26 protein-coding genes, 2 pseudogenes and 1 riboswitch are annotated in these 22850 nt (G+C 35.6%); of the genes and pseudogenes, 9 read left to right on the top strand and 19 right to left on the bottom strand.

Features of this window, described 5'->3' with window-relative positions; translation table 11 throughout:
* Positions 1–193: 193 nt before the first annotated feature.
* A complete protein-coding gene (locus F8162_RS04440) occupies positions 194–1297 on the top strand; it encodes an S-layer homology domain-containing protein (protein ID WP_151634628.1) in 1104 nt (367 codons plus the stop codon).
* A gap of 128 nt (positions 1298–1425) precedes the next feature.
* On the opposite strand, the gene F8162_RS04445 is transcribed toward F8162_RS04440, so the two are convergent.
* Positions 1426–1884: a VOC family protein gene (locus tag F8162_RS04445; RefSeq protein WP_151634626.1), complete on the bottom strand. Its 459-nt coding sequence runs from the start codon at positions 1882–1884 to the stop codon at positions 1426–1428.
* 371 nt (positions 1885–2255) lie between these two features.
* On the opposite strand from F8162_RS04445, the gene F8162_RS04450 reads away from it, so the two are divergent.
* Positions 2256–2666, top strand: coding sequence for a DUF4279 domain-containing protein (locus F8162_RS04450; RefSeq protein ID WP_151634624.1), 411 nt, complete (start codon positions 2256–2258; stop codon positions 2664–2666).
* Positions 2667–2767: 101 nt separating this feature from the next.
* On the opposite strand, the gene F8162_RS04455 is transcribed toward F8162_RS04450, so the two are convergent.
* From F8162_RS04455 to F8162_RS04470, 4 genes are all read right to left on the bottom strand, one after another.
* Positions 2768–2968 carry an NETI motif-containing protein gene (locus F8162_RS04455; protein ID WP_000166305.1) on the bottom strand — a complete coding sequence of 67 codons (201 nt, stop codon included), beginning with the start codon at positions 2966–2968 and terminating at the stop codon, positions 2768–2770.
* The gene (locus F8162_RS04460) at positions 2952–4148 is read right to left on the bottom strand and encodes an MFS transporter (protein WP_151634622.1); all 1197 of its coding nucleotides are present in this window, start codon (positions 4146–4148) and stop codon (positions 2952–2954) included. The genes F8162_RS04455 and F8162_RS04460 overlap by 17 nt, the downstream gene beginning before the upstream one ends.
* A 113-nt stretch (positions 4149–4261) precedes the next feature.
* Positions 4262–4495 (bottom strand): hypothetical protein, encoded by a 234-nt coding sequence (locus F8162_RS04465; protein ID WP_151634620.1) that lies wholly within the window; start codon positions 4493–4495, stop codon positions 4262–4264.
* A gap of 40 nt (positions 4496–4535) precedes the next feature.
* On the bottom strand, positions 4536–5447 hold the full coding sequence (locus F8162_RS04470) for an alpha/beta fold hydrolase (protein ID WP_151634618.1): 912 nt from the start codon (positions 5445–5447) through the stop codon (positions 4536–4538).
* A gap of 174 nt (positions 5448–5621) precedes the next feature.
* Here F8162_RS04470 and F8162_RS04475 point away from each other — a divergent pair, with 174 nt between their 5' ends.
* From F8162_RS04475 to F8162_RS04485, 3 genes are all read left to right on the top strand, one after another.
* Positions 5622–6038, top strand: coding sequence for a MarR family winged helix-turn-helix transcriptional regulator (locus F8162_RS04475; protein ID WP_151634616.1), 417 nt, complete (start codon positions 5622–5624; stop codon positions 6036–6038).
* 15 nt (positions 6039–6053) lie between these two features.
* Entirely contained in the window at positions 6054–7253 is a 1200-nt protein-coding gene (locus F8162_RS04480) for an MFS transporter (protein WP_151634614.1), read from the top strand.
* 100 nt (positions 7254–7353) lie between these two features.
* On the top strand, positions 7354–8610 hold the full coding sequence (locus F8162_RS04485; RefSeq protein WP_151634612.1) for a serine hydrolase domain-containing protein: 1257 nt from the start codon (positions 7354–7356) through the stop codon (positions 8608–8610).
* Positions 8611–8672: 62 nt separating this feature from the next.
* On the opposite strand, the gene F8162_RS04490 is transcribed toward F8162_RS04485, so the two are convergent.
* From F8162_RS04490 to F8162_RS04500, 3 genes are read right to left on the bottom strand one after another with little or no spacing between them, the layout of a single operon-like run.
* On the bottom strand, positions 8673–9461 hold the full coding sequence (locus F8162_RS04490; protein ID WP_151634610.1) for an ABC transporter permease: 789 nt from the start codon (positions 9459–9461) through the stop codon (positions 8673–8675).
* Positions 9458–10363: an ATP-binding cassette domain-containing protein gene (locus tag F8162_RS04495; RefSeq protein ID WP_151634608.1), complete on the bottom strand. Its 906-nt coding sequence runs from the start codon at positions 10361–10363 to the stop codon at positions 9458–9460. Before F8162_RS04495 ends, F8162_RS04490 begins: the two co-directional genes overlap by 4 nt.
* A complete protein-coding gene (locus F8162_RS04500; protein ID WP_151634606.1) occupies positions 10360–10599 on the bottom strand; it encodes a PLD nuclease N-terminal domain-containing protein in 240 nt (79 codons plus the stop codon). Before F8162_RS04500 ends, F8162_RS04495 begins: the two co-directional genes overlap by 4 nt.
* A gap of 123 nt (positions 10600–10722) precedes the next feature.
* On the opposite strand from F8162_RS04500, the gene F8162_RS04505 reads away from it, so the two are divergent.
* Positions 10723–11268: a transcriptional regulator gene (locus F8162_RS04505; RefSeq protein WP_151634604.1), complete on the top strand. Its 546-nt coding sequence runs from the start codon at positions 10723–10725 to the stop codon at positions 11266–11268.
* 177 nt (positions 11269–11445) lie between these two features.
* On the opposite strand, the pseudogene F8162_RS04510 reads toward F8162_RS04505, so the two are convergent.
* Positions 11446–11688 (bottom strand): annotated as a pseudogene (locus F8162_RS04510) (DUF5360 family protein); the annotation flags it as partial.
* 43 nt (positions 11689–11731) lie between these two features.
* On the opposite strand from F8162_RS04510, the gene F8162_RS04515 reads away from it, so the two are divergent.
* Complete coding sequence (locus F8162_RS04515; RefSeq protein WP_151634600.1) at positions 11732–11830, top strand: YjcZ family sporulation protein; 99 nt, start codon at positions 11732–11734, stop codon at positions 11828–11830.
* A gap of 22 nt (positions 11831–11852) precedes the next feature.
* On the opposite strand, the gene F8162_RS04520 is transcribed toward F8162_RS04515, so the two are convergent.
* The 6 genes and pseudogenes from F8162_RS04520 to F8162_RS29030 all read right to left on the bottom strand — a co-directional run.
* On the bottom strand, positions 11853–12605 hold the full coding sequence (locus F8162_RS04520; RefSeq protein WP_151634598.1) for a DUF6998 domain-containing protein: 753 nt from the start codon (positions 12603–12605) through the stop codon (positions 11853–11855).
* Positions 12606–13371: 766 nt separating this feature from the next.
* Entirely contained in the window at positions 13372–14601 is a 1230-nt protein-coding gene (locus tag F8162_RS04525; RefSeq protein ID WP_151634596.1) for a serine hydrolase domain-containing protein, read from the bottom strand.
* Positions 14602–14923: 322 nt separating this feature from the next.
* Complete coding sequence (alo, locus tag F8162_RS04535) at positions 14924–16462, bottom strand: anthrolysin O/cereolysin O family cholesterol-dependent cytolysin Alo (protein WP_151634592.1); 1539 nt, start codon at positions 16460–16462, stop codon at positions 14924–14926.
* A gap of 697 nt (positions 16463–17159) precedes the next feature.
* Positions 17160–17492, bottom strand: coding sequence for a DUF1048 domain-containing protein (locus tag F8162_RS04540; RefSeq protein WP_151634590.1), 333 nt, complete (start codon positions 17490–17492; stop codon positions 17160–17162).
* Complete coding sequence (locus F8162_RS04545; RefSeq protein ID WP_151634588.1) at positions 17489–17842, bottom strand: DUF1048 domain-containing protein; 354 nt, start codon at positions 17840–17842, stop codon at positions 17489–17491. The genes F8162_RS04540 and F8162_RS04545 overlap by 4 nt, the downstream gene beginning before the upstream one ends.
* A 220-nt stretch (positions 17843–18062) precedes the next feature.
* A pseudogene (locus F8162_RS29030) lies at positions 18063–18293 on the bottom strand (helix-turn-helix transcriptional regulator); the annotation flags it as partial.
* A 628-nt stretch (positions 18294–18921) separates the two neighbouring features.
* Here F8162_RS29030 and F8162_RS04565 point away from each other — a divergent pair.
* Positions 18922–20268 (top strand): short-chain fatty acid transporter, encoded by a 1347-nt coding sequence (locus F8162_RS04565; protein ID WP_000490004.1) that lies wholly within the window; start codon positions 18922–18924, stop codon positions 20266–20268.
* A 178-nt stretch (positions 20269–20446) separates the two neighbouring features.
* Here the strand turns inward: F8162_RS04565 and F8162_RS04570 are convergent, their stop codons facing one another.
* The 4 genes from F8162_RS04570 to F8162_RS04585 form a co-directional block, all read right to left on the bottom strand.
* On the bottom strand, positions 20447–20809 hold the full coding sequence (locus F8162_RS04570) for a group-specific protein (protein ID WP_151634586.1): 363 nt from the start codon (positions 20807–20809) through the stop codon (positions 20447–20449).
* Positions 20806–21381 (bottom strand): NAD(P)H-dependent oxidoreductase, encoded by a 576-nt coding sequence (locus F8162_RS04575; RefSeq protein WP_151634584.1) that lies wholly within the window; start codon positions 21379–21381, stop codon positions 20806–20808. Before F8162_RS04575 ends, F8162_RS04570 begins: the two co-directional genes overlap by 4 nt.
* Before the next feature lie 23 nt (positions 21382–21404).
* Positions 21405–21794, bottom strand: coding sequence for an SWIM zinc finger family protein (locus F8162_RS04580; protein WP_151634582.1), 390 nt, complete (start codon positions 21792–21794; stop codon positions 21405–21407).
* Positions 21795–22047: 253 nt separating this feature from the next.
* Entirely contained in the window at positions 22048–22365 is a 318-nt protein-coding gene (locus F8162_RS04585; protein WP_002096439.1) for a hypothetical protein, read from the bottom strand.
* Positions 22366–22405: 40 nt separating this feature from the next.
* Positions 22406–22504: riboswitch (SAM riboswitch) on the bottom strand.
* A 122-nt stretch (positions 22505–22626) separates the two neighbouring features.
* On the opposite strand from F8162_RS04585, the gene F8162_RS04590 reads away from it, so the two are divergent.
* Positions 22627–22818, top strand: coding sequence for a hypothetical protein (locus F8162_RS04590; RefSeq protein ID WP_000554029.1), 192 nt, complete (start codon positions 22627–22629; stop codon positions 22816–22818).
* Positions 22819–22850: the final 32 nt, after the last annotated feature.

The following is a 22850-nucleotide window of genomic DNA, read 5'->3' on the forward strand; positions in this document are numbered from 1 at the left end:
CGAAAAGGAGTTTATATGCTTTTGTTGAATGGATTTATAAATAGGATGATTAAGTTTCATGCAGGTTAGAAAAATAGACATTTATTTCATAGAAATTTATGGTAAATATTCATTAATTACATGTTATAATCACGATGTAAACATTAAATTATATTAAATGTTTACATCGTGATTATAACAAGGGGGTTCACAAATGGGTAGAAAAACAAGTAAAGTTAAAAAGTTTTTAGGCTTCGTACTAACCGCAGCACTAGCAACTACAACGATGGTAAGCACGGTAAATGCAGAAACACTTACGAAAACAAACGGTAATGAAAAGAGCTATAAGGCAGTTAGCAATAATGACACTGTATTTACAGACGTACCAAAGGACCACTGGTCAAAAGTTGCTATCGATTACTTAGCTTCAGCAGGGATTTATAAGGGATATGGAAATGGGAAATTTGGTTTTGGGGACAACGTTACTAGAGGACAGGTAGCTTCTTTAGTCAATCGATATTTAGGTTTAAAAGCAGACGATAAACAAGGGAATATGTTTAGTGATATTACAAATCATATGTTTGAAAAAGATATTAAAGCCATTGCGCAAGCTGGAATTATGAAAGGTGATGGCACAGGTACATTTCGTCCAGATGATGTATTAACTCGCTATGAGATGGCAGTAGTATTACAAAAAGCATTTCATTTACAATTAAAAGGACAAGGGAACTTTAAAGATGTACCAAAAGGTCATTGGGCCTATGAATCTGTAAATGCAGTGCGTAGCAACCGCATAGCACAAGGTGACGAGTCAGGTAATTTTATTGGAAATACGATTGTAAAGCGTGAGCAGTATGCACAATTTTTATATAATGCAATAGCAAAAAACAGAGATTATAATTTCAACATCAATTCAAAAGAAGAATTGAAACAAATGTTAACAACCGCTTTACAGAATGGGACGTTTGGTCCATTTACATTAAATACATTGCGTAAAGATATATCTGAAGTAAAAAAAGAATTTGGTGTGCCTGATGTTTTAAAGCAAGCACCTTGTACAGAATGTGATGCACCTAATATAGCGGTATACGGAGATTATTATATTGATATGTACCCTTCGGACGCAAGATATATATGGGTGAAAATGGATATCCCTATCCACGAATTAAAAGAATGGTTTGGTGAGCCCGATTTAATCGGAGAGGATATGACTAGTCAAGGCTTTATATATAAACGAGGAAGCTATTCTCTTTATTTCAGCTTCTCTGATGGTTATATTCAACGCGCTGAAATATCTAAAGCTGAAGATCGTTATTAAGTTACAAACTATATAAATATATAAAGTATAAAAAGATCCTTCAAGAACACGCTTTTTCTTGAGGGATTTTATTGTATTCCTATCTATTTTACATAGTACAAATCTATAAAGCTCCCACTGATTAAACTTTATTTTTCTTGATGCTCAGCATCCCATTCACTTAAATACGTTGCATATTCTAATTCATCTGGATCATCATATAACATAGAAATAAACTCTAATTTATTTCCATCACAATCTAGAAAATATACGCTTGCAGCTGGCATCCACCTTTGGACAATTGGCTCTCGATTCCCTTTCCCCTGACTCCCTACTACCCCTATTCCACGCTTCTCTAACCACAATTTTGAAGTCTTTAAAAACTCTAAATCTACACGAAAAGCGAAGTGTTTCATCTCAAAATCTTCATTACTATGTACTTCCCATAATCCGAGCATTTGCTCTTTCCTTTCTCCTACCCAAAAGAACGCAACTCGTCTATTCGATAGTTTTTTTGCTACTGTTAAGCCTAACTTATTTTGATAGAACTCTATCGCCTTTTCTAAATTTCTTACATGTAAATGAGTTTCATATATGCTTTGTATCATTATATATTTCTTCCTCCCCTACATTCTGATTTTTAAAAATATGTTTTGTTTTTATCATACAAATTAATATATTTTTAAGCATCCTACTTTTGTATAATTGTTCTTTCCTACAAAGGTATAGGTATAGGTATCCATCTTTAACTAATGTCCCAACACCGGAATTCAATACAATGAAACTAGTGAGGTTTTATTCCCCCACACTAATCATGCTTTTATGGACAATTGGCTCTCACCTACTTTCCTCCCATTAGAAGCTTTACTGCCCCACAAATAGCAGGATAAAAATTCTATTTACATTCATAAATTTTATAATGTAATAAGATTAACATCTTAATAATAGAGGAGGAACCATTCTGGATAAAACCAAAGTTATGGCTTATTTTAGTATAACGGGTGATATATTCCCTGTTGAAGTAATTACCGACGTCCTAAGTATCGAGCCTACAAGAACTTATAAAAAAGGTGATGTTGTTGCAAAACGTGATAATCCGAATCTTGTATCCACCAAAATCATATATAGAAAAGAGACGGATTGGACTTTAAGCACTGGATACCAAGAATCATACGATGTAAATAATCAGTTGCATGTTATTCTAAAATCTCTTGAAGGAAAAACAGAACAATTAAAACATCTCAAGAAGAAGTTTGATTTACAGTTTCTTTTTATGGTAGTGATTCAAGTGGAGAATAACGAATCACCCGCAATGTATTTACAAAAAAACATTATTGATTTCGCTAGTTACATTCAAGCAGAAATTCATTTTGATCTATATATTTGTTAAAAATAAAAACGCTATTGATATTGAAATCAAAAGCGTTTTTTTATGTGACTATATATTTTATCTTATTTGTACCCCAAAGCAAATTCTTTTTATATAATTTATTATTTCAATTTCCCCTCAAAGACGATCTTTCTACCGCACGGTTCAACTTCTGTTTTACCGTTTTTCTTCACTTCATGAAAGATTGGTTCTTCCATACGACGGGACGGTGCATAGCCTTCTTGTTCCATACGTGCTAAGCAATCTGTAATTGTTTCGTTTTCGAGTACTTCAAATTTCTTTTTATTAGGTTGTTTTGTCATGCCCTAACCTACTTTCTATTTTTCTTGATGCGAATTGATTCTTCATGTAGACGATATATAACATTGCGAGAATTCCCATTATAATCATAACCGCAATAAAAAAGCTTGTATACTGTATTTTTTCTATAAATACGCCTCCTAATACAGGTCCCATAATACTTCCTAAACTAAAGGCGATTCCAGATAATATATTACCTGCTGGTAATAAGTGCCTCGGTAATAAATCTGTCATAAATCCAAGACCTAATGAGAAGCACGATCCAATGACCATACCTGCTAACAACATACAGGCAAAGACGATCCAATAATATTGGTCAAATACTGCTGCCAGTAGGAAAATTCCCGTACTTACGCTGAACGTCCACGTTAAAATACGGTCTCTTCCGTATTTATCACTTAATATACCGAGTGGAATTTGTGTAATAATGCCCCCAACTGCAAACGCTGGTAATAAGAAGGATACATCTGAAACAGACCATCCTTTACGAAGCGCGTATACTGGTAAGTTACTATTTAACATAGCTTCCAGTACGCCATATGCAAGTGGTCCTAGTAACGCAATCCATCCTAATCCAACAACTTGTTTATAACGAGAAAATGATGATTCACTCTTCACTTCTCTTTCATCTTGCGCCGGGAATGCATTTTTCGTTGGCAGTAGTAAAAGCCAACCTATTAAGCAAAGTATAGTAGATATCATAAATGGTGTTGCAAGACCATACTGAACAGTGCTCGCTAAATACGGACCAACGGCAAAACCAATTCCGAAGAATACACCGTATATCGATACTTGTCTACCAATTTTACTCGGGTCTGATGTTGTCGTAATCCATGTTTGTGTTCCGACATGAAGCATATGATCTCCGACTCCAACTAGAAATCTAAGAATAAACCATACCCAAAATGAAAAAGTTTGTGTAAAAAAGAATAATGATATAACAACGAGAAACCCACCAATAACGATAATTGGCTTCATTCCAAACTTTTGCATCGGTTTTTCAAGAAACGGTGAAATAAATAATATTCCAATGTATAATGCCGTCGCATGAATACCATTAATACTTGAACTAACCCCTTCTTGTTCAAAAATCATTGCAATGGCCGGTAAAAGCATCCCTTGTGATAAACCTGAGATTGCTACAATTCCAACCATAATCCAAAACGTAAAACGCATCGACATCTCTTTCCCTCTCCTTCTCACGCTTTCCACCTTTCATTATAAACTGTTTCTGCAAATGCGTGTACGAATATTCGCAATTAAAAAGAAGCTAAAAGAATGAATCTTTTAGCTTCTTATCCTTCCCAAACTTGTGCTTTCACATTGTTATGGAATTGCTTGAAATACGGATGTTTATAAAAAGCAGTTTCATACGCGTATTGCTGTGCACTAGCGATTGGTGGCTGCGGGTATTGCAGTTGTAAAGGAACTACAGCTGGTGAAACTTGCATATACAGCGGAGCTATCATCATTTTTGTATATACATGATGATTATATGGCGAATGTGCAATGAAGAACGGATGATGCATTGATAATCTCCCCTAATACCTTTCATTTCGGGGATTGTTTCTATTCTAACCAATCCTCTACATGTTTTATAAATACATCTAAACAATCAATAAACGGCGAGTGGCCGCAATCTTCCAATACTTTCAACTCTGCATTCGGCAAATGTTTTGCTAATTCCTCACCAACTACTTGCGGTACGACGTAATCTCTGTCACCTTGTATGACGAGTGTCGGAGCTTTAATACGATGAATTTTCTTATTTCCCTCTACAACTCCGTTATGTTCATCCGAAATATTAAATGTAATGAGCGCATAATTTACATCCACGAAATTACGCTGCGTTAACATATCGTCTAAATACTTTTCATAACGATCTGGTTCAGGTTGATTATGTGTATATATTAATAGATTCCATACTGTACGGTAATATAATTTATTCATATTTTTTATCGCATCTAGCACTGGCGCAATTTGTACGGGATCTTGAGCAATCTCTTCTTTCGTCTTTACTAAACTTGATACGATCGGCTGCCCGTTAATATCTTTTTTAAAAATTGGATATCCCTTCATGCCCACTGATTCTACTAAAATTAACTTTTCGACAAACGTTGGATGATTCGCTGTAAATTGCATCGCAACGCCACCGCCCATTGACCAGCCCATTAATGAAAATTTCTCTAATTTTAATTGATCGATAAATAGTTTTACATCTCTTGCAAAGTCGTGTAATGAATCTATCGATTGATTATATGTTGATTGGCCAAACCCTCTTAAATCAAGAGCGTAAATATGGTATTGATCTTGCAACTTTTCAATAACTAAATCCCAGTGTTGTGACGATGTCATGTTCCCGTGAATGAGTACAAGAATTTCTGTATTTTGCCTTCCAACTTCCTGATACGCAATCGTTTCTCCGTTCGATAGTGAAACAAACTCCATTGTTGCAGGCTTAATCATCACAAGTTCCCCCATTCTTTTTAATAGAAAGAAAATTCTTTACTTACTTAAAGAATAACATGCAGAATATACGTTCTCAACAAAAAAGCTATACGAATTTTTTACATAAATCAACATGTCTATTACTAGACAATTATAATAAAAAAGGATATAGTTAGCTAGGTAACTAATTTGAAAGGATCTAACTATATGGACGAAAAACAACATTTTTTTCACATTGTCAGCCAGACTTCTCGAAAATTCACAAAGAAATTTAATGAACGCGTATCTCCAACTGGGCTATTTAGTGCACAATGGGCTGTTATTTTCCGCATTAATCAAACTGGTTCTTGTACGCAAACAGAATTGTGCCAGTACTTAAATGTTGAATCACCAACGATGACTCGTACGCTAACACGTATGGAAACGATGGGTTGGATTATTCGTACTGAAGGAAAAGATCGCCGTGAGAAACTCATTTCTTTATCAGAAACAGCGATAAAAATGATTCCGATATGGCAAGAAGAAGTTGATACTTTTGAAGAAACAACGCTAGATGGTATTAACGAAGATGAGTTACATCAAGCATTTCAAGTGTTACAACAAATTATTAAAAACTTAGATTAAATTGGAGGGATGACGATGCAAAGTGAAAAACTTTGGACGAAGGATTTCCTCGGAACTTGTTTTAGTAGTCTATTTCTCTTCTTAACATTTTATATGCTTATGACTACTCTGCCTGTCTATGTAATAGACGGTCTAAAAGGAAAACCTGAGGAAATTGGTTTAGTTGCAACTGTTTTTCTTATTTCATCTGTTTTATGTAGACCATTTACAGGAAAATGGCTCGATGAATTAGGGAGAAAGAAAATTTTATTTATTTCACTGTCATTATTTTTAGCTGCTACTGTTATGTATTTCGGTGCACAAAGTTTATTTTTATTACTTGCCCTTCGCTTCTTGCATGGTATTGGGTTCGGTATGGCAACAACTGCAACTGGTACGATTGTCACAGATGTTGCGCCAGCTCATAGAAGAGGCGAAGCACTTGCCTATTTCGGCGTATTCATGAGTTTGCCGATGGTAATTGGTCCTTTTTTAGGTTTAACAATCATTTCTCATTTTTCATTTACTGTACTATTTATCGTTTGTTCCGTATTTTCATTGCTTGCATTTTTATTAGGACTACTTGTAAATATTCCGCATGAAGTGCCTGTAAGCAAACAAAAACGAGAAAAAATGAAATGGAAGGACTTAATTGAACCATCCTCTATTCCGATCGCTCTGACAGGATTTGTTTTAGCCTTTTCTTATAGTGGTATTTTATCCTTTATTCCTATTTATGCGAAAGAGATCGGTTTAGGAGAAGTTGCTAGTTACTTCTTTATTGTATACGCACTCGTTGTTGTAATTTCTCGTCCATTTACAGGAAAGATTTTTGATCGATTCGGTGAAAATGTACTCGTTTACCCAGCTATCATTATCTTCACAATCGGGATGTTCATTTTAAGTCAAGCGCAAACTCCGTTTTGGTTCCTTGGTGCAGGTATGTTAATCGGCTTAGGTTACGGAACATTAATTCCAAGTTTCCAAACGATTGCGATCTCTGCCGCTGCAAACCATCGACGAGGTTCTGCGACAGCTACGTACTTCTCATTCTTTGATAGTGGTCTCGGTTTTGGTTCTTTCATTCTAGGTATCGTCGCAGCGAAATCAAGTTATCATAATATGTATTTTATCGCAGCTATTATCGTTGCATTCACTTTACTTCTCTATTATGGATTACACGGACGAAAACAAAAATTCAAGAAACAACTTACAGACGGAAAAGTTTCCGCTTAATACGAATAAGGAAAGTAAACTTCCCCGTTTACTTTCCTTATTTTGTATTTCTTTCACTAGAAGCGTATACTTATAATAGAAATAAAAAGGAGGGACCCCTATGAAACTTAAAAAATCTCCCCTACTCTTACTCATAATCACATTCATATTTGTAATTACAGGGCTTGGTTTTACATACTTCAAACATAATAAAACAATCCCATCGAAAAATAACGTGACGAAGAAAAATTGGTTAGATGACCCGTACTTACGTTGGTCGTATACACATATGAAAGAATTCACTTTAATTAACGAGGTGAAAAATAACCCGGATCACGTTTTCCACTTCCCTACTGCATCGCAAAACTTAGACGATTTTACTGTGGAGCGTAGATTTGGAACGACTCCTCTAAAAAAACTTTTAGACGATAACAAAACGGATGCTTTTGTCGTTGTACATAATGGACAGCTTGTTTATGAACGATATTTCAATGAATATAACGAGAGTAAACCTCATGGCATGGCGTCATTAGCAAAGGTCTTTACCGGTGCAATTATACAATCTCTCGCTGAAGAAAACCGTATTGACTTAGAAAAAACAGCTGACACATATATAAAAGAATTAAAAAATACACCGTTCGGTAATGCATCGCTTCAGCAATTAATGGACATGCAAGTTTCTGCACAGTACCCTACTCACGGATATGAACATCCAGCGTTAGAAAATCAAGATGCACAACTATATTTAGCGAGCAATATTTTACCTCGGGGCAAAAACTACGAAGGTCCAATGAAGATTTATGATATGTTACGAGAAGCAGAAGAAACTGCACCGCCTGGTTCCGATTTTTCTTACGATAACGGATCAGCGGAAACGCTCGCTTGGGTTATTCGGACGATCACGGGTAAATCATTAGCAGAAAATGTTAGCGAACGCATATGGTCTCAAATTGGTATGCAAGAAAACGCGTATTACGTTACAGATGAAACAAAAATAGAACAAGCAAGCGCAGGCTTAAATGCAACTGCTAGAGATATGGCGAGATTCGGGCAACTACTACTAAATAACGGGGAATATAACGGAAAACAAATCCTCCCTTCTTCTATTACTGAAGATATAAAAAATGTCCAAGAAGGTGAACTTGCAGTTGGCCCTGGGGCTTCCATTTCTTATCATAATCAATGGTGGATACCGCACAATGAACAAGGTGCTTTTGAAGTGTTAGGTAGTTACGGACAAACTCTTTACATCGATCCGAAAGCAAATATGGTCATCGTCCACTTCTCTTCTAACGCTACACCAAGTAATGAAATACATTCAGTTTACTCAAATATGTATATTGATATTGCACATCATTTAGAGAAGCTTCCACAATAGTGGAAGCTTTTTCTTATTGGAGTGCTTATTTTATAAATCCCCTTATCATGGTTATCCTCTGCTTATTCATACGTGAATTTTTTATTAGCAATCCAATAATTTGTTACGAAGAGTGTCAATAAAATCCACATAATCGTTAATAGTACATTGACTATTGCGGGTGTATCCACTCCCCCCGTGACTAACATTTCCATTGCATGTTTGCTCATACTAGCTGGATTAACTTGATCTATTATTGAACTCAAACCGACGATTACTCTACAGGCTAAAAGGAAAACAATTGAAATTAATGCAATAATACCTTGACTGTGAAAAATAGCACTTATCATTATTGTGAAAGATACGATAAAAAGAACCCAAATTAGATACAATAGTAATCCAGTAATCATGGGTGCAAAAGGAACAGCAGTAAAAAGATAGTTAATATATAGATAAGAGATAAAGTACCCAATCGTTACACTAAACGCTACTATTACATAATTTGATACAATTTTCCCAGCTATATATGAAGTAACCGTAACAGGTCTTGTTAAAATAAAGGCCAACATACCATTTGCTTTATCTGTTTGAATGGCACCCATCATAGAGATTACTAGAATCATAAGTCCGAGCTGATCAAACTGAGACCCTAAAGTACTCGCTAGTACTTCGCCTCCTTTTTGTGCTGTCATACTCGGATCGATGGTAATTCCCTGTCCTCCACCTAATGCTCCTAAAATGGATGGTAAGTAATGCGTTACTATTGGCTGTGTTGCCCCTAAAAATATAAAAACAATTGGTAGCCAAATGATCTTAAAATCACGTAACATTTGAACACATTCTTTTTTTATCAATATCATTGAGTTATTCATTTTTGCACCACCAATTTCAAGAAAATTTCTTCTAAAGTATCGTTGCTCATTTCAAATTTAACGATGTTCACTTTATGTTCGAGTGCATTTTGCAGTAACATATTTTTATTTATTTCGATACTCTCAACCTTCACTTTGACTTTACGTCCAATCACTTCTACATCCTTCACATAGGGAAAATTTTTTACAACGTCAATCCACTTTCGGTCTTTAGCTGTAATTTCAATGATTAATTTATTTTCAATATTGCGGTGTAAAAGCTCAGTAATTGTTGTATCTTCTATCTTTGTTCCATCTTTAATCATGACAAATCGTTCACAGATTTCTTCTGCATCACTCAATATATGGGTTGATAATAAAATAGTCGTATCTTTTTTTATTTCTTCAATCAGATTTAATACTTCCCTTCTGCCTATTGAATCTAATGCGGATACTGGTTCATCCATTACAATAAGCGAAGGTTTATGTAATAATGCTTGTGCAATACCGAGTCTTTGTTTCATTCCCCCAGAAAAGGTACTCACCTTTGAACCTTCTTCTCCACTTAATCCAACTTTCTCCAAAATTTCTGGTATCGACTTTGACAATACTTCTTTTTTCATCCCTGAAAGTTGCCCCATAAACATAAGAGTTTCTCGCGCTGTCATCCAATGAAAAAAATTAGGGTATTGCGGTAAGTAGCCAATTTCCCTTTTCATTTTTGATATTTTTATCCCATTCAATAACACCTCACCAACATCTGGATTAATAATATCTGAAATCACTTTTATTAATGTAGATTTCCCTGCTCCATTTGGTCCGATTAACCCTACACATTCCCCTGTTTGCAGTTCCATCGAGAAATTATTGACAGCAATTTTTCCTTTAAATGATTTTGTTACATTTCTAATCTCTAATTTCATAATTTCTCACCGTCCTTTCTCCCTATAACAAAGTACAGAATAGGTCCCAATACGTTAACGAAAATAATAATTAGCGACCATACAAGTACATTTTTTCTTGTTTTTCTATGTCGATATAAATCAATTAATGCAATGGAAACTAAAAGTGCCCCGACTACAATAACCGGCAATATGATCGGGAGAAACGCCATAATATCCATGTCTTTAAGATCATTCCATCCATAATGCAGTTGCATTTTTATCACTCCTTTTAAATCTCATTATCATTATTGATAATGATAAAATAAAAATGGATGGATTGCAATCATTATTCTCATTATTTATAATGAGAATAAAAAAACAATACATAAGGTGATATAATGAGTAATAAAATTGAAATTTTAATGCATCCGGTAAGAATGAAAATTTGCCAAGTGTTAATGAGAAATAAAGAAGATGGGCTAACACCATTAGAAATGGTAAAAATCATTAAAAATGTACCACAAGCAACACTATATAGACAGCTACAAACTATGGTTGATTCTGGTATCGTCCATGTAATTAAAGAAAAAAAGGTAAAATCTGTTTCTGAAAAATATTACGCAATCAATGAAGAAGATGCAAAAATTGAAGGAAGTGAATGGAAAAGATTATCTGATGATGAAAAGTTAAACTACATTTCCTATTATCAGTTATCACTTATGACACAATATCAAAGTTACCTTAAGAAATTAGAGGAACAAAACAGTCAAGAAGATAAGTCTACTTTTTCTGTAGTAGAATTAAAGCTAGGTGAGGAACACTTTGGAAAATTTCAAAACGAACTTAACGAATTAATGATTAAATACTACAATAGCCAAAGTAAAGATGACGAAATAGAGGCTCCGGTTCGGACCGTCGCTATTACAATTATTCCAGAGACGTGAACTAACTCAATATACATAATACAAGCCGATGCTTCCTTACCATAGGCATCATCGGCTACCTTCATTTCGAAAATTGTTTTGACTACTACTGTATGGCTAGCGAAAAAACTTATCTAGAAGCTGGAATGTTGTAGCATCTAGAATTAGAATGTGCTTAAAGGTCCTATCTTTCCTATATTACATGAATTCTTTTCTTTCTTTTCTCATGCTAGTCTCATACGATCCACACTCTCTCCAAACGCTTTTTAAAAAGAAGCATGGGTAAACTAATAAATATAAATTAGGAATCCACCAAGAAATATCGAAATCTAAACGGATTGTCCAAAATGCTAGAGCTTGTAATCCTGAACAAAAAGTTAAAATTAATGATAAGAACGCAAAGTGGCTCCAAATATGTTTTTGTTTAGAATGTAAATACATGAGCATCTCCCTATTGTTCCCTCTTATTAAAGGAAGAACTATTATGGGATTTAGCGGTAGTTGCGGTTTTTCTGAAGGATTTTCTTTATTAGATGTATTTTTTATTTTATTAATCATCGTTGGAGCTACTTGCTTCTGCTAAAAAAAGTATAAAAAAGACACCCTTATAGGAGTGTCTTTTCTACTCTCTTTAAAGAATTTATATCAACCTCATAAGTATTTCCATATGGTCTAAGCGCCGGAATTTCTTCCTTTGGCCCATAAAATAATACTTTCAAATCATCATCCTTATACTGAACTACGAAGAAGTCATCCAATTGGTCAAATGTGTTTTGATTGATCGTGATAAAACCATTTTCTTGGGCAGTTGTTTTAACACTTATTCTTCGCCCATCTTTAATGACATCATATCCATGCTGATTCGTCACTTTGGATAGCTCACCATTTGTGTAAAGAACACAAAAAAATTCACCTAGACGACCTATAAGATGCCTTAATTCAGTCGCCTTACAACCAAGAACATTCATTTCAAATCGTAACATTTCAAAGTATGCCTCATATAATTTTTTAATTTGTGAGATTCCTATTTGATACTTATCCTTATAAAAAAGAAGTTTCCCATTATCCCACTCACCTACAACATATTCACAATCTGTCCCTTTAGGTTTGTGAAAAACTAATCCTGTATAAGGATAATTTTCACCTACATATCTATAAGTTTTTTTATTTATATATATAAACAGATTTTTATTAACAGCTCTCCCTTTGTTATAACGGTTATAACAATAATCAGCAGGATTAATACTCCCCGGTTTCGTATTAAATTTTGTTATTAATCTGTCCTTTATCTCTGCCGATGTTACAGTATCGCCTATTTTCTCTTTAAGAGCCTCTATGAATTGCTCATAAATAGTCAATGTAATCCTCTCCTCATGTCTCTCAATAGTTTTAAACCTAGTAGAACTTGCACTCTATAATTTGGCCTAATTGTAGAATAATATATTTAAAGTTCTTTATAAATTCTTATAACTTACTATGTAAATTTTACATTTAATTAATTAAATTTCATAGACTATTAGAGTAAAATATAAATTGGAGAATTTTATTAAATGCTCAAAATAAAGATAATACTCCATTAAGAGCTCGTTTATTTAGGAAACGTGTCTTTTTTATTGGCTTTTTAAATAAGGTAAACGTGAATAAGCATTATAAAAAGCAGGACAATAATATTAAATTAACTTCCACTCGAAGGAGTTTAAGCCTTGCATGAATGACTATAATGACTATTTGGTTGAGCAATCGATATGTTGTGCCGAAACGTCAATATATTAAAAAAAGGATCTCTCTTTATCAAGAGAGATCCTTTTTTTACTTCTTCTTCTTTTCTGTCGGTTGGCTTTGTTTAGCGAAATTAGATGAATCATTGAAATTCGGTTGCTTTTTACCAGCATTATTACTTCTACCTTTTCCCATATGTAATGCACCTCCTCTCGTCCTTACTATTCCCAATAAAAAAATCCTCTTACATCCAAGAGGATTTTTTGTTGTGCTATTATTAATAATGCCCAACTGTTACCGCAGTACTTCCAACACGGTCCTATCCTAACTTTTAACCATGGTGTCGATCGTGGCCATCAAGCCTATGATTATCTATCCGTCTTGGTGTTTTCCTTTAAACGTACCCTAGTCTTCGATTGCTTGATAGGCCGTAGTCCAGAAGTCTTGGATAAGATGCGATGGGGCCGGAGTGGACATCCCAACCTGGGTGAACAGAATTCCAATAAACTGTTTATCTGGATCAGCGTAAGCTGAAGTACCGGTTCCACCATCCCAGCCGAATTGACCAATAGACGCGTAGTCTCCAAGATAGGTACGCACCGCCATCCCAAAGCCCCAGCCACCTTGGATCCCTTGTCCGAACGACAAATGGACGTTATTTTTGGCCAAATCGTCTCGGTATACTTGTTGTTCCGGAGTAAGACGGTTGGTGGTCATCAGCTGGACTGCGGGCCTAGACAGGATCCGTTTAGTACCGTGCATCCCTTTATTCAAAAGCATCTGCAAATACGCGTGATAATCGTCGACGGTTCCAAGCAGTCCACCACCGCCTGCTTGGAATGCTGGAGGTTTGCTGTAACGTCCACCCGCTCCCTCATCCCACACGATGAATTCACCTGTCTGCGGATTGGGGTTGAAGGCTGGTGGAAGCCGGTCAATCTTGAGCTGAGGTACGTAGAATCCAGTGTCCTTCATTCCTAGTGGATCAAATATGCGTTCGTGCAAGAACGACTCGAACGTCTGACCCGTGACCCTGGCAACAAGAACGCCGATTACTTCTATACTGATATGATACTGCCACCGCTCTCCGGGCTGATAGCTTAGCGGAAGTGCACCTAAGCGACGCATAAACTCATCTGGATCGGGCATATCCTGCCCTGGCGTGTCGAATATCCCACTCTCGAAGAACGCGTTCATGATTGGAGAACCCATCAACGTGAGATCCACTCCGAGCCCGAATGTTGAGGTCAACAAGTCTCGTACAGTGATAGGACGCCGTGCTGGGACGGTCTCTTCTAGCGGGCCATCGGGCTGTTTCAACACTTGTCGGTCGGCGAGTTCCGGTAGCCATTTGTCTACTGGGTCGTCTAAATGCAGTTTGCACTCATCGAGCAAAACCATTACCGGTGAAACTGCGATTGGCTTGCTAGTGGACGCCAATCGAAAAATCGTGTCCCGACGCATTGGTGCACCACCATCATGCCTCATTGTTCCAAGCGCTTCGACGTGCGTCTCGCCGTTTCGGCTGACTAAGGCGACGAGCCCAGGAATCTTTCCAGAATCGACATGCCGCGCCAATATATTGCGCATTTTGCGCAATCCTGTTTCAGAAAAGCCCTTATTGTTTTGTCCCATTTTGTTCTCCTTTAGTTTAGATTGAGATTTCTAATACATATTGACAATCAATTATTAGTTCTTCAAATAGAAAAATTCCCCTTTTTAATAATTTCGACAAAATGCATTTATATACATGGAGGCACCATGCATCACTCTCAACCTAAGATAGGCTACATTTATGGGGATTTAATAATGGGGAATGCAATCATTAAAAACATTGGTACAGCCATTAAAAAATATGATTACAAGATTTGCGAATTGATTATGATACATCTAAAAACGCCGATATTCTTTCAAACAAGTAAAAAAGCGCCCTATAAACAGGGCGCTTCACTCCAACCTAATGACTAATATTAGCAGTTGGGTATAATGTTGTTCCTCCAATTGAAACCTTTATTTCATTTGTTAACGGAACATTTTGTTCATTAATAATTGTTCTCCACCATTCCCATGCAAGACCTGTACATTCTCTTGCTACGATTTTTATATTTTTGGAATTTGGTGGAAGAGGGATAACTGTAGAGTAATGAGCTGTTTTGTCTTTGCCACTACCTTCCCATGTTTTATGTGTTAGTACTTCTTTCCCATTTTGATCAAATGTGAATTCATCCCAAGATACATCAAATTGAGCAACGTAAGCACCGTAATGATCAAGTGTCATTTTAGCACTTGAATATTCTGTAGTTGTCGTCTCGATATAATCTGTATTGTTATGAACAGCAGCAGTTGCATTATCTTTTAAGAAAGTGCTTGTATATGAAATTGGGTAGGCTGGATTTTTAAGACTTAATTCAGCATTATCTTTAATGATATTTCGGATTTCATTGAAATCTTTTGTAACAACCTTGTTATGCTCTTTCGCATCTCCGCCTAATACGAAAGCAGTAAAGGTACTTTCTTCAAAAATATCTTTGTACTGTCCACTCGTTTCGACGCTGTTATTCTTAAGTAGAGCTTTAAAAGCAGCTTGTACATCTTTACTCTTAGATGTTGTTTCTAATTTTACATAAACCGTTCTACCATAAGCTACATTTGAAACCATAACAGGTGGAGCTGAATTACTTACTCCTTTACGAGTTAGCTCATCAAAAGTAACACTATTATCAAATAGATCGGATGGATTGTTAGGTAGTTCAGCACTTACGGTATAGAATATTTGCTTATATGCCGCCACCATCACTTTTTTCTCTCCATTTGCAACCGCGTTAAAATCAATGTTTAGACTGTTATCAAGATATTTAGCATTAACATTAAGAGCACTTGCGATTTGTGATTTACTATAAACCATAGATTCTGTATACTGCATTCTTGCAGGTAACGTATGTGTTGTGGAATACTTTTCATTCCAAGTAGATACTAAATCGTCTACTGCTCCAGCCACATTACCATATGTCGGGTTTTGGACAGTGATTGTATTTTCTTTTCTCATGCCAGGTAAGTCTATACTAATATTCAAAGGCTTTCTCTTAGCCACTAATAAGCTTGGTTGATTGTCTGCAAAAGCTTTATTGGCAAGTTGTACAGCTCCTGGATACGTGCGATTCACTACAGAATCAATAATCGAAATATCGACTGGTGACGTTGTAATTGATTTTTTCTCGCGTTCCACTACTACAAATTTACCATTTGAATTGATACTTTCTTTCGGAACAAAACTCTCTACCTTATCACCATTTACAGCTAAAACCTCTTGATTATTATATTTAAGATTTGCTATACCAGTATCAATACCACTAGCATTTTTGGTTACATCAATTGCATTACCGATTTGTGTTTCTGCGAAGGAAATAGATGAATAATTAATAGTGCACAGACTAACTAATAAACATGTAAGGAACTTTCTTCTTTTGGTATTTTTCTTATTATTCAGAAAAATCACCCCGTTCTTTTTTAGTAAGATATAATAATGATTGCTAACTAATAAACTTACATAAACGCTTTTAAAAGTTCTTGAACTAAAGGAATTACTCCACCTAAAAATTTTAAAACTGCCATTGCGATTTCCATATTACTTCCTCCTCTTTGCTGTATTAAGATGTGTTGTATATTTATGCTTTCATTATAATAAGCTTTTGCATTTGCATCAATTCATTTTTATATGCAATATTACATATTAGAGGGAGAACATTTTTTTGCTAGATTGATGATGGAATAGAACCACATGCCCATCACCCTGAGGTTTTGGTGTCCCCCCACAACGATAAAAATAAATCACTTAATGTGACACCTAAATCTTTACATACCTCAATGCATAATTTCAGAAATGGATTGTATTCACCTTTTCTAAGTCGAATTTGCATTACTTTGGTAAGCATATTAGAAGCCTCCAATACATTCATTCCATTTGAAATATATATAACAATAGTTAGAGATTGTAGCACCCTATATTTTCAGGGATACCCCTATACAATAAAAAAACGCCATCCTTTCCTATGATTCTACAGAAAGGATAACGTCTTTTTCGCTCTATAGGTAGTGCAAAATCTTCATTTGATAGCGATGTAGCAAAACCTCTATAGATTTTTATTTTTGAATCATTGCACCCACCTGCTGATTTGAAAGTTTGTTTAATCCTTCTATTTTTTCATTTCCTGATCGGCTTTTTGATTGAACGTTTCTCGATAGAGATCAACATAAGTTTTTGAATCTTCAATCAGTCCATCGCAGAAAGCAGCAACGTCTGTTCCTGTAACTTCAAGCACACCCTTCCCATTAGCTGCGCCTTCTTCAAAAAAGCTGAGAATTTCCGAGAGCGGTCCTATACCTTCGTTTAGTTCAACAGGACCGACTTTGAAGAGGTATTTTTGGATTTCTTTATATACAATTTGGTAATCTTGTGGAAGCGATTTAACACGCAAAATATGAGCTCTCCATTCCCTTTTTCCTTCGATGATTTTTTTGATACTCATTTCAGTCCCCCTAATTTTCTTGCTACGTTCTTGTTGAGTTTGTCACGCCATTTATCTCTATAAGTTTTTGCACATTCTTCACCAACAAGCGCTGCGCAAAAGTCTTTTATATCATCTCCTAATACTTCTTCGACGCTCTGTCCGTCTGCTGATGTAACTTCAAGCAGTTCAAGAACACTATCAAAAATTGGCATTAAATTACGACCGGAAAAATCTCCATGAATCCAGAGATTATTTATGATTTCTTTCCAAACAATTTGGTATTCAGCTGGCAAGACTTTTACTCTCGCTTCAAGATTTTTCATATTTTTAGTCATATCGCTGCCAGTGATTTTTTCTAAAAAATTCATTATAGTCTCCTCCTTTAAAATACTAAGCTATTCAGCAAAGTTCTATCATTTAATTACATTGGTGAATTTATGAAATTGCTTATCAAAATGACGATTTTACATCACTTTGTATGTCTTATAGTAAAGTACCCATTTTGTCCGGTACACTATGTTTGGCTGTTAATTCGTTTATTTTACTTGGGATAATGTTCTATTTAGTTCAGAAATTATCTAGTTTTTATTGGCCAACTTCATTGAGTCGATAAAATTTGTGTGGTGGGCCTATAATGAATGTCTTTCTCCATATACACGAGTTTATTTTTTCGAGCCACATCGTGATGATGTAGATTGTTCCCTCCACAATGTCATTCCAATCCAGCGCTCATAGCTGCTGCGTGATTTCATAGCCATAAGTTGCACCACGGCTAATGATTTGAAGCACCCCTTTCAACATTTCTGAGATATTACCCAGTACTATGTATCACAGGTATTTTGTATTACTTAGTACATGTATATAGTAACGCAGAGTAGTATAACATGTCAATAAGAGGTAGCATCAAGTTATCTAAAAAACAAATCTCAAACTTAAGGATAGCATCAATAAAACAGATATTTTTAACTTTCGACCTTTATCATATAGACAAAGCCCAATTCAATCTACACTTTTTTACGACACTACATTTACTGGAGAGGATAAAAATGAAAAAAGCACTTTATATCAATATTGGTGGAGAAGGACACTTAAATCCAACGCTAAGATTAGTGCACAATTTAATAGAACGTGAAGATAATAGTGTCTAGTATTCGGCAATGATTTTGAAAAAAAACAAGCGTACAATATTAGCCATTGTGGGATAAACAGCACCAGTGAATCACTTTATTTTGAACTTCCTCTAGTTATGTCCCTTTAATAAATAATCAGCAATTATCAGCCGAGGATTTAAAACAAGCCCTCAATGAGGTGTTGCAGAGCCCTTTTTAACTAAGGTACTGTTCTGAGAAAGTCGTCTATAAATTTCAGAATTTTCCATCTTTTGAAGGTTATCATCCAAACAACCTCGAATAATTGTAATACATATACATAAGGAGGTTGATCTATTTTGTTTCGTTCTTTTACAAATGGTTGCGTCGCCTTAGTGCAACGTTTCTTGCCAGAACCGTTTATTTTATCATGTTTATTAACTGTCTTCGTTATCTTCTTCGGCATGTTTGCAACGCACCAAACACCTGTGGAAATGATTAATCATTGGGGTAATGGAATTTGGGGACTACTCGCCTTTTCTATGCAGATGGCACTTGTACTCGTGACAGGATCTGCTTTAGCAAACGCGCCTCTTATTAAAAAAGGATTAACGAAAGCTGCAAAGCTACCGAAAACGAATGGACAAGGTATTATTGCCATTTCAATCGTAAGTTTACTAGGGGCATACATAAACTGGGGATTTGGTATTGTTGTATCTGTTTTATATGCAAAAGAAGTGGCAAGGCAGCTGGAAGGATTAGATTATAGACTAGCCATTGCCTCTTCTTACTCTGGATTTCTCATTTGGCATGCGGGGCTTTCTGCTTCTATTCCTCTTACGTTAGCAACTGGCGGTGAAACGTTAATTAAAACGACAGCTGGCAGTATTAAAGAAGCAATTCCAATAACAGAAACGTTATTCTCACCATACGCACTCGTGCCAGTTATTATTTTTCTCGTTACGATGCCTCTCATTAATAAAGCGATGCATCCAGATGAAAAACATACGATAACTGTAGATCCTAGCGTATTCCATGAAGAAGCTGCCGCCCAAGAAGTAGGAAACAATACGTTCGCTGAGAAAATGGAAAATAGCATCATTATTACACTTTGCGTTGGATTGTTAGGTCTCATTTATATTTTCAATTACTTTTATACGAAAGGCTTTAACCTTACTCTCGATATCGTGATTTTTATGTTATTAATTGCTGGACTTATTTTCCACCGTACTCCGATTCAATATATTCGCGCTTTTTCAGACTCTACAAAAAGTGCTTCTGGTATTTTACTTCAATTTCCGTTTTATGCTGGAATTATGGGAATGATGATTGGAGCAAATAGTGAAGGACTTTCACTTGGAGGAGCTATTTCGAATTTCTTTATTAGCATTTCAAACGAAACGACTTTCCCGCTCTTTACTTTTTTAAGTGCTGGTATCGTTAATATTTTCGTTCCGTCTGGTGGCGGTCAATGGGCTGTGCAAGCACCCATTATGATTCCAGCTGGCGCTGAACTTGGTGTACCTGCTGCAAAAACAGCAATGGCAATTGCGTGGGGCGATGCTTGGACAAATTTAATTCAACCTTTCTGGGCATTACCAGCATTAGCGATAGCGGGTTTAGGTGCTCGTGATATTATGGGATTTTGCGTTGTGAACTTACTATATGCAGGATTTATCATTAGTCTATGTTTCTTATTTATCTAAACGAAAAGCTAGTTTTATACTAGCTTTTTTACATAATAAATTATTTACTCCGCATTAACCGGCAGTAAAACTCCCACCTATATCCAGTTGAAGCAAAGCAGTTAGGCGGGAGATCAACTGCCTGTAAATGCCCGATTGGTTCAACTAATAATCAGTGGGAGAAAACACCCCCCACTGATTAAAGTTTCACTTTATTTCCCATGCAATTTACAATCATCTTCCACTCTATGTCCGTAAGATTTAATGCCTCAAATGCAAAAAAATCTTCACATACTTTTTCAATTAGATGTGGATTTTCCCTCAAGAAATTCCACTGTAACGCTTTAGGAAGAAAATATGTATCATATTCTTTACTTCCTCTCACTACCCCATCAACTTCTCTTTCACAAATTCCTCTTATTAAATAATCATTTCTTAATTGAATCTTCATTTGTTGAAACATTTCACTACATTTCTTCAATTGAAGTAAGCAATTAATATATGAGCGAAAAAGTTCGTTATCATACTGACAACACTTTATAATACGTTCCATTTCATTCATAATGTACGAGCCTTTTCTTCTATTTGTAATAACCACTTTTCCCGCTTCTCATGTTTACTCGTTTTCACAGATTGAAAAACAGATCGTTTTATATCACGAATGCCGCAAAAACGTAAAACCCCTCTTTTCATCATAATCCAATCTGCTGATCGATATAATAGGGCGACGTACCATAACGGTGAATCTAACGTATTAATCACCCACGCTTTCTTTCCTTTCAATAGACCTTTCGGCAGGGCACCTTCATATTTATAAGCAAATCCAGCAACGAAAATGCGATCAATAAACCCTTTTAAAATAGCAGGCATCCCCCACCACCATATTGGATATATAAAAAGAAGCGTATCCGCTTCTTCCACTAAATTTCTGTACCTAGCTGTCTCTTCTTCATTTACTAGATCACGTCTTTTCTTCTCTTCATTAAATACAAGGACAGGATCAAATTGTTCCTTATATAAATCAAGTACCGTAACCGAATGATTTGTTTCTTGTAATCCTTTTTGCACATGCTTTAAAATCGCCGCGTTAAAACTGGAAGGACTAGGATGAGCGTATACAATTAGTACATTCACTACAAAACAACTCCCTCTATAAGTTAAAGTTTCCCCTTATTTAACATCGTCTCTACAATTTGCACGTTTTTCGAACTTTGTAATAAACGGTTTAATACTGTAAGCAACTCTTCCTTGTCTAAATCTTTCAGTTTCTCTTTCACCGTACTTTCACCAGCACCTTGAATATCATAAACAACTGCCGCCATATGCTTGCAAAGATTCTCATAAGGACACTCGCAGCTACTTTCTGTAAAATCTTCAAGATCAATAATTACTTCATAGTTTCCTGCATTTCCAGTAACGAAAGCAAATATTTTCTTGTCTTGTATTTCAACATCTTCTACATGTCCCTCTTCATAATATTCATACCCTTTATCCATAATGTACTTAGGAATCCATTTCGTTATATCATGTAATAAGTAAGCGTACATAACAACACCTCTTCCTTTAATTCCCTTTTGACTTCTAGAGCCACTGCATGTTATTCTAATAACTGTCAAATAGCAAGTCTATATGACAAAACGACTGACACCTATTCGGCGAAGGTGTCTCTTTTCATTTGCAGCCGATATGAAGTGCCTCTTTCAGGCACATTCAATCTTTGACACTACACACTCAACACCATTCCCTGTATCAGGCTGCTTAAGCAGTCTTTTACTCTACATACTTCAAAAAAAAGAGAGCTTAGCTCCCTTTTCCCGCCTTATAAAATACCCCTTTTTCAGTATAGAGATATTCATCAGCTAATGTAATTTTCCCATCCAGTTTCAGTTCATCTAATAGTCTTGATAAATAAAATTGATGTAACATCTTTTTCGTGAATTTTCCTTCATGATGCGAAACGATATGTTCTTGAATATCTAACAATGATATTGGCTTATCTTGCTCTATCATATATTCATAAACTGTACTACGCAGTTTTACGTATTTTTCGAGTGTCACAGTACTTCGCAACCCCTTTCTTCTTAATATAAATTTTCGTAATCGGTTTTTTTGCAACAAAAAAACCTCTCCGATAAGAAGAAGTTACGTATATATCTTCGTCTTATCTCCCAGAACAAATATGTTCTGCTGGAATTAGCACCTGCATCGCGGTTGCTGGGTTTCATCGGGCCAGTCCCTCCACCTCTCTGGATAAGAAAATATTCACTTAATTCTTACTATACGTAATTTCATTTTAATTGTCAAATAAATATAACAAATAATATTTTCTTCTTTACTGTTCATACTATACATATATGAATATTTAAGGAGGAGTATGAAATGCATCAAAATGCTCGCGGATATGTACAAGATTCTTTTCAATCCTTACAAGAAGCAAAACACTGTTTAGAAGAAGCGCTACAGACTGTTGAAAAAGATTTTAATCGCGCACGTATTGAGCAATCCCTTTATGCGATCGAACAAGCTATTCAGCGCTGTGATTACACGGTTCATATTTTAGAACAAGATTGAAAAAGCTTCCCATCATAAGGTGGGAAGCTTTT

Origin of the sequence: Bacillus sp. CH140a_4T, assembly GCF_008923725.1 — a bacterium.
Lineage (GTDB): Bacteria > Bacillota > Bacilli > Bacillales > Bacillaceae_G > Bacillus_A.

What these genes read in the sequence shown, in the direction of transcription:
- F8162_RS04480 (WP_151634614.1), top strand. Translation starts at nt 6,054, where the DNA reads ATGCAAAGTGAAAAACTTTGGACGAAGGATTTCCTCGGAACTTGTTTT.
- F8162_RS04470 (WP_151634618.1), bottom strand. Translation starts at nt 5,447, where the DNA reads ATGGGGGAACTTGTGATGATTAAGCCTGCAACAATGGAGTTTGTTTCA.
- F8162_RS04490 (WP_151634610.1), bottom strand. Translation starts at nt 9,461, where the DNA reads ATGAATAACTCAATGATATTGATAAAAAAAGAATGTGTTCAAATGTTA.
- F8162_RS04525 (WP_151634596.1), bottom strand. Translation starts at nt 14,601, where the DNA reads ATGGGACAAAACAATAAGGGCTTTTCTGAAACAGGATTGCGCAAAATG.
- F8162_RS04455 (WP_000166305.1), bottom strand. Translation starts at nt 2,968, where the DNA reads ATGACAAAACAACCTAATAAAAAGAAATTTGAAGTACTCGAAAACGAA.
- F8162_RS04515 (WP_151634600.1), top strand. Translation starts at nt 11,732, where the DNA reads ATGGGATTTAGCGGTAGTTGCGGTTTTTCTGAAGGATTTTCTTTATTA.
- F8162_RS04445 (WP_151634626.1), bottom strand. Translation starts at nt 1,884, where the DNA reads ATGATACAAAGCATATATGAAACTCATTTACATGTAAGAAATTTAGAA.
- F8162_RS04485 (WP_151634612.1), top strand. Translation starts at nt 7,354, where the DNA reads ATGAAACTTAAAAAATCTCCCCTACTCTTACTCATAATCACATTCATA.
- F8162_RS04440 (WP_151634628.1), top strand. Translation starts at nt 194, where the DNA reads ATGGGTAGAAAAACAAGTAAAGTTAAAAAGTTTTTAGGCTTCGTACTA.
- F8162_RS04495 (WP_151634608.1), bottom strand. Translation starts at nt 10,363, where the DNA reads ATGAAATTAGAGATTAGAAATGTAACAAAATCATTTAAAGGAAAAATT.
- F8162_RS04460 (WP_151634622.1), bottom strand. Translation starts at nt 4,148, where the DNA reads ATGTCGATGCGTTTTACGTTTTGGATTATGGTTGGAATTGTAGCAATC.
- F8162_RS04450 (WP_151634624.1), top strand. Translation starts at nt 2,256, where the DNA reads ATGGCTTATTTTAGTATAACGGGTGATATATTCCCTGTTGAAGTAATT.
- F8162_RS04505 (WP_151634604.1), top strand. Translation starts at nt 10,723, where the DNA reads ATGAGTAATAAAATTGAAATTTTAATGCATCCGGTAAGAATGAAAATT.
- F8162_RS04465 (WP_151634620.1), bottom strand. Translation starts at nt 4,495, where the DNA reads ATGCATCATCCGTTCTTCATTGCACATTCGCCATATAATCATCATGTA.
- F8162_RS04540 (WP_151634590.1), bottom strand. Translation starts at nt 17,492, where the DNA reads ATGAGTATCAAAAAAATCATCGAAGGAAAAAGGGAATGGAGAGCTCAT.
- F8162_RS04570 (WP_151634586.1), bottom strand. Translation starts at nt 20,809, where the DNA reads ATGAATGAAATGGAACGTATTATAAAGTGTTGTCAGTATGATAACGAA.
- F8162_RS04590 (WP_000554029.1), top strand. Translation starts at nt 22,627, where the DNA reads ATGCATCAAAATGCTCGCGGATATGTACAAGATTCTTTTCAATCCTTA.
- F8162_RS04545 (WP_151634588.1), bottom strand. Translation starts at nt 17,842, where the DNA reads ATGAATTTTTTAGAAAAAATCACTGGCAGCGATATGACTAAAAATATG.
- F8162_RS04580 (WP_151634582.1), bottom strand. Translation starts at nt 21,794, where the DNA reads ATGTACGCTTACTTATTACATGATATAACGAAATGGATTCCTAAGTAC.
- F8162_RS04475 (WP_151634616.1), top strand. Translation starts at nt 5,622, where the DNA reads ATGGACGAAAAACAACATTTTTTTCACATTGTCAGCCAGACTTCTCGA.
- F8162_RS04500 (WP_151634606.1), bottom strand. Translation starts at nt 10,599, where the DNA reads ATGCAACTGCATTATGGATGGAATGATCTTAAAGACATGGATATTATG.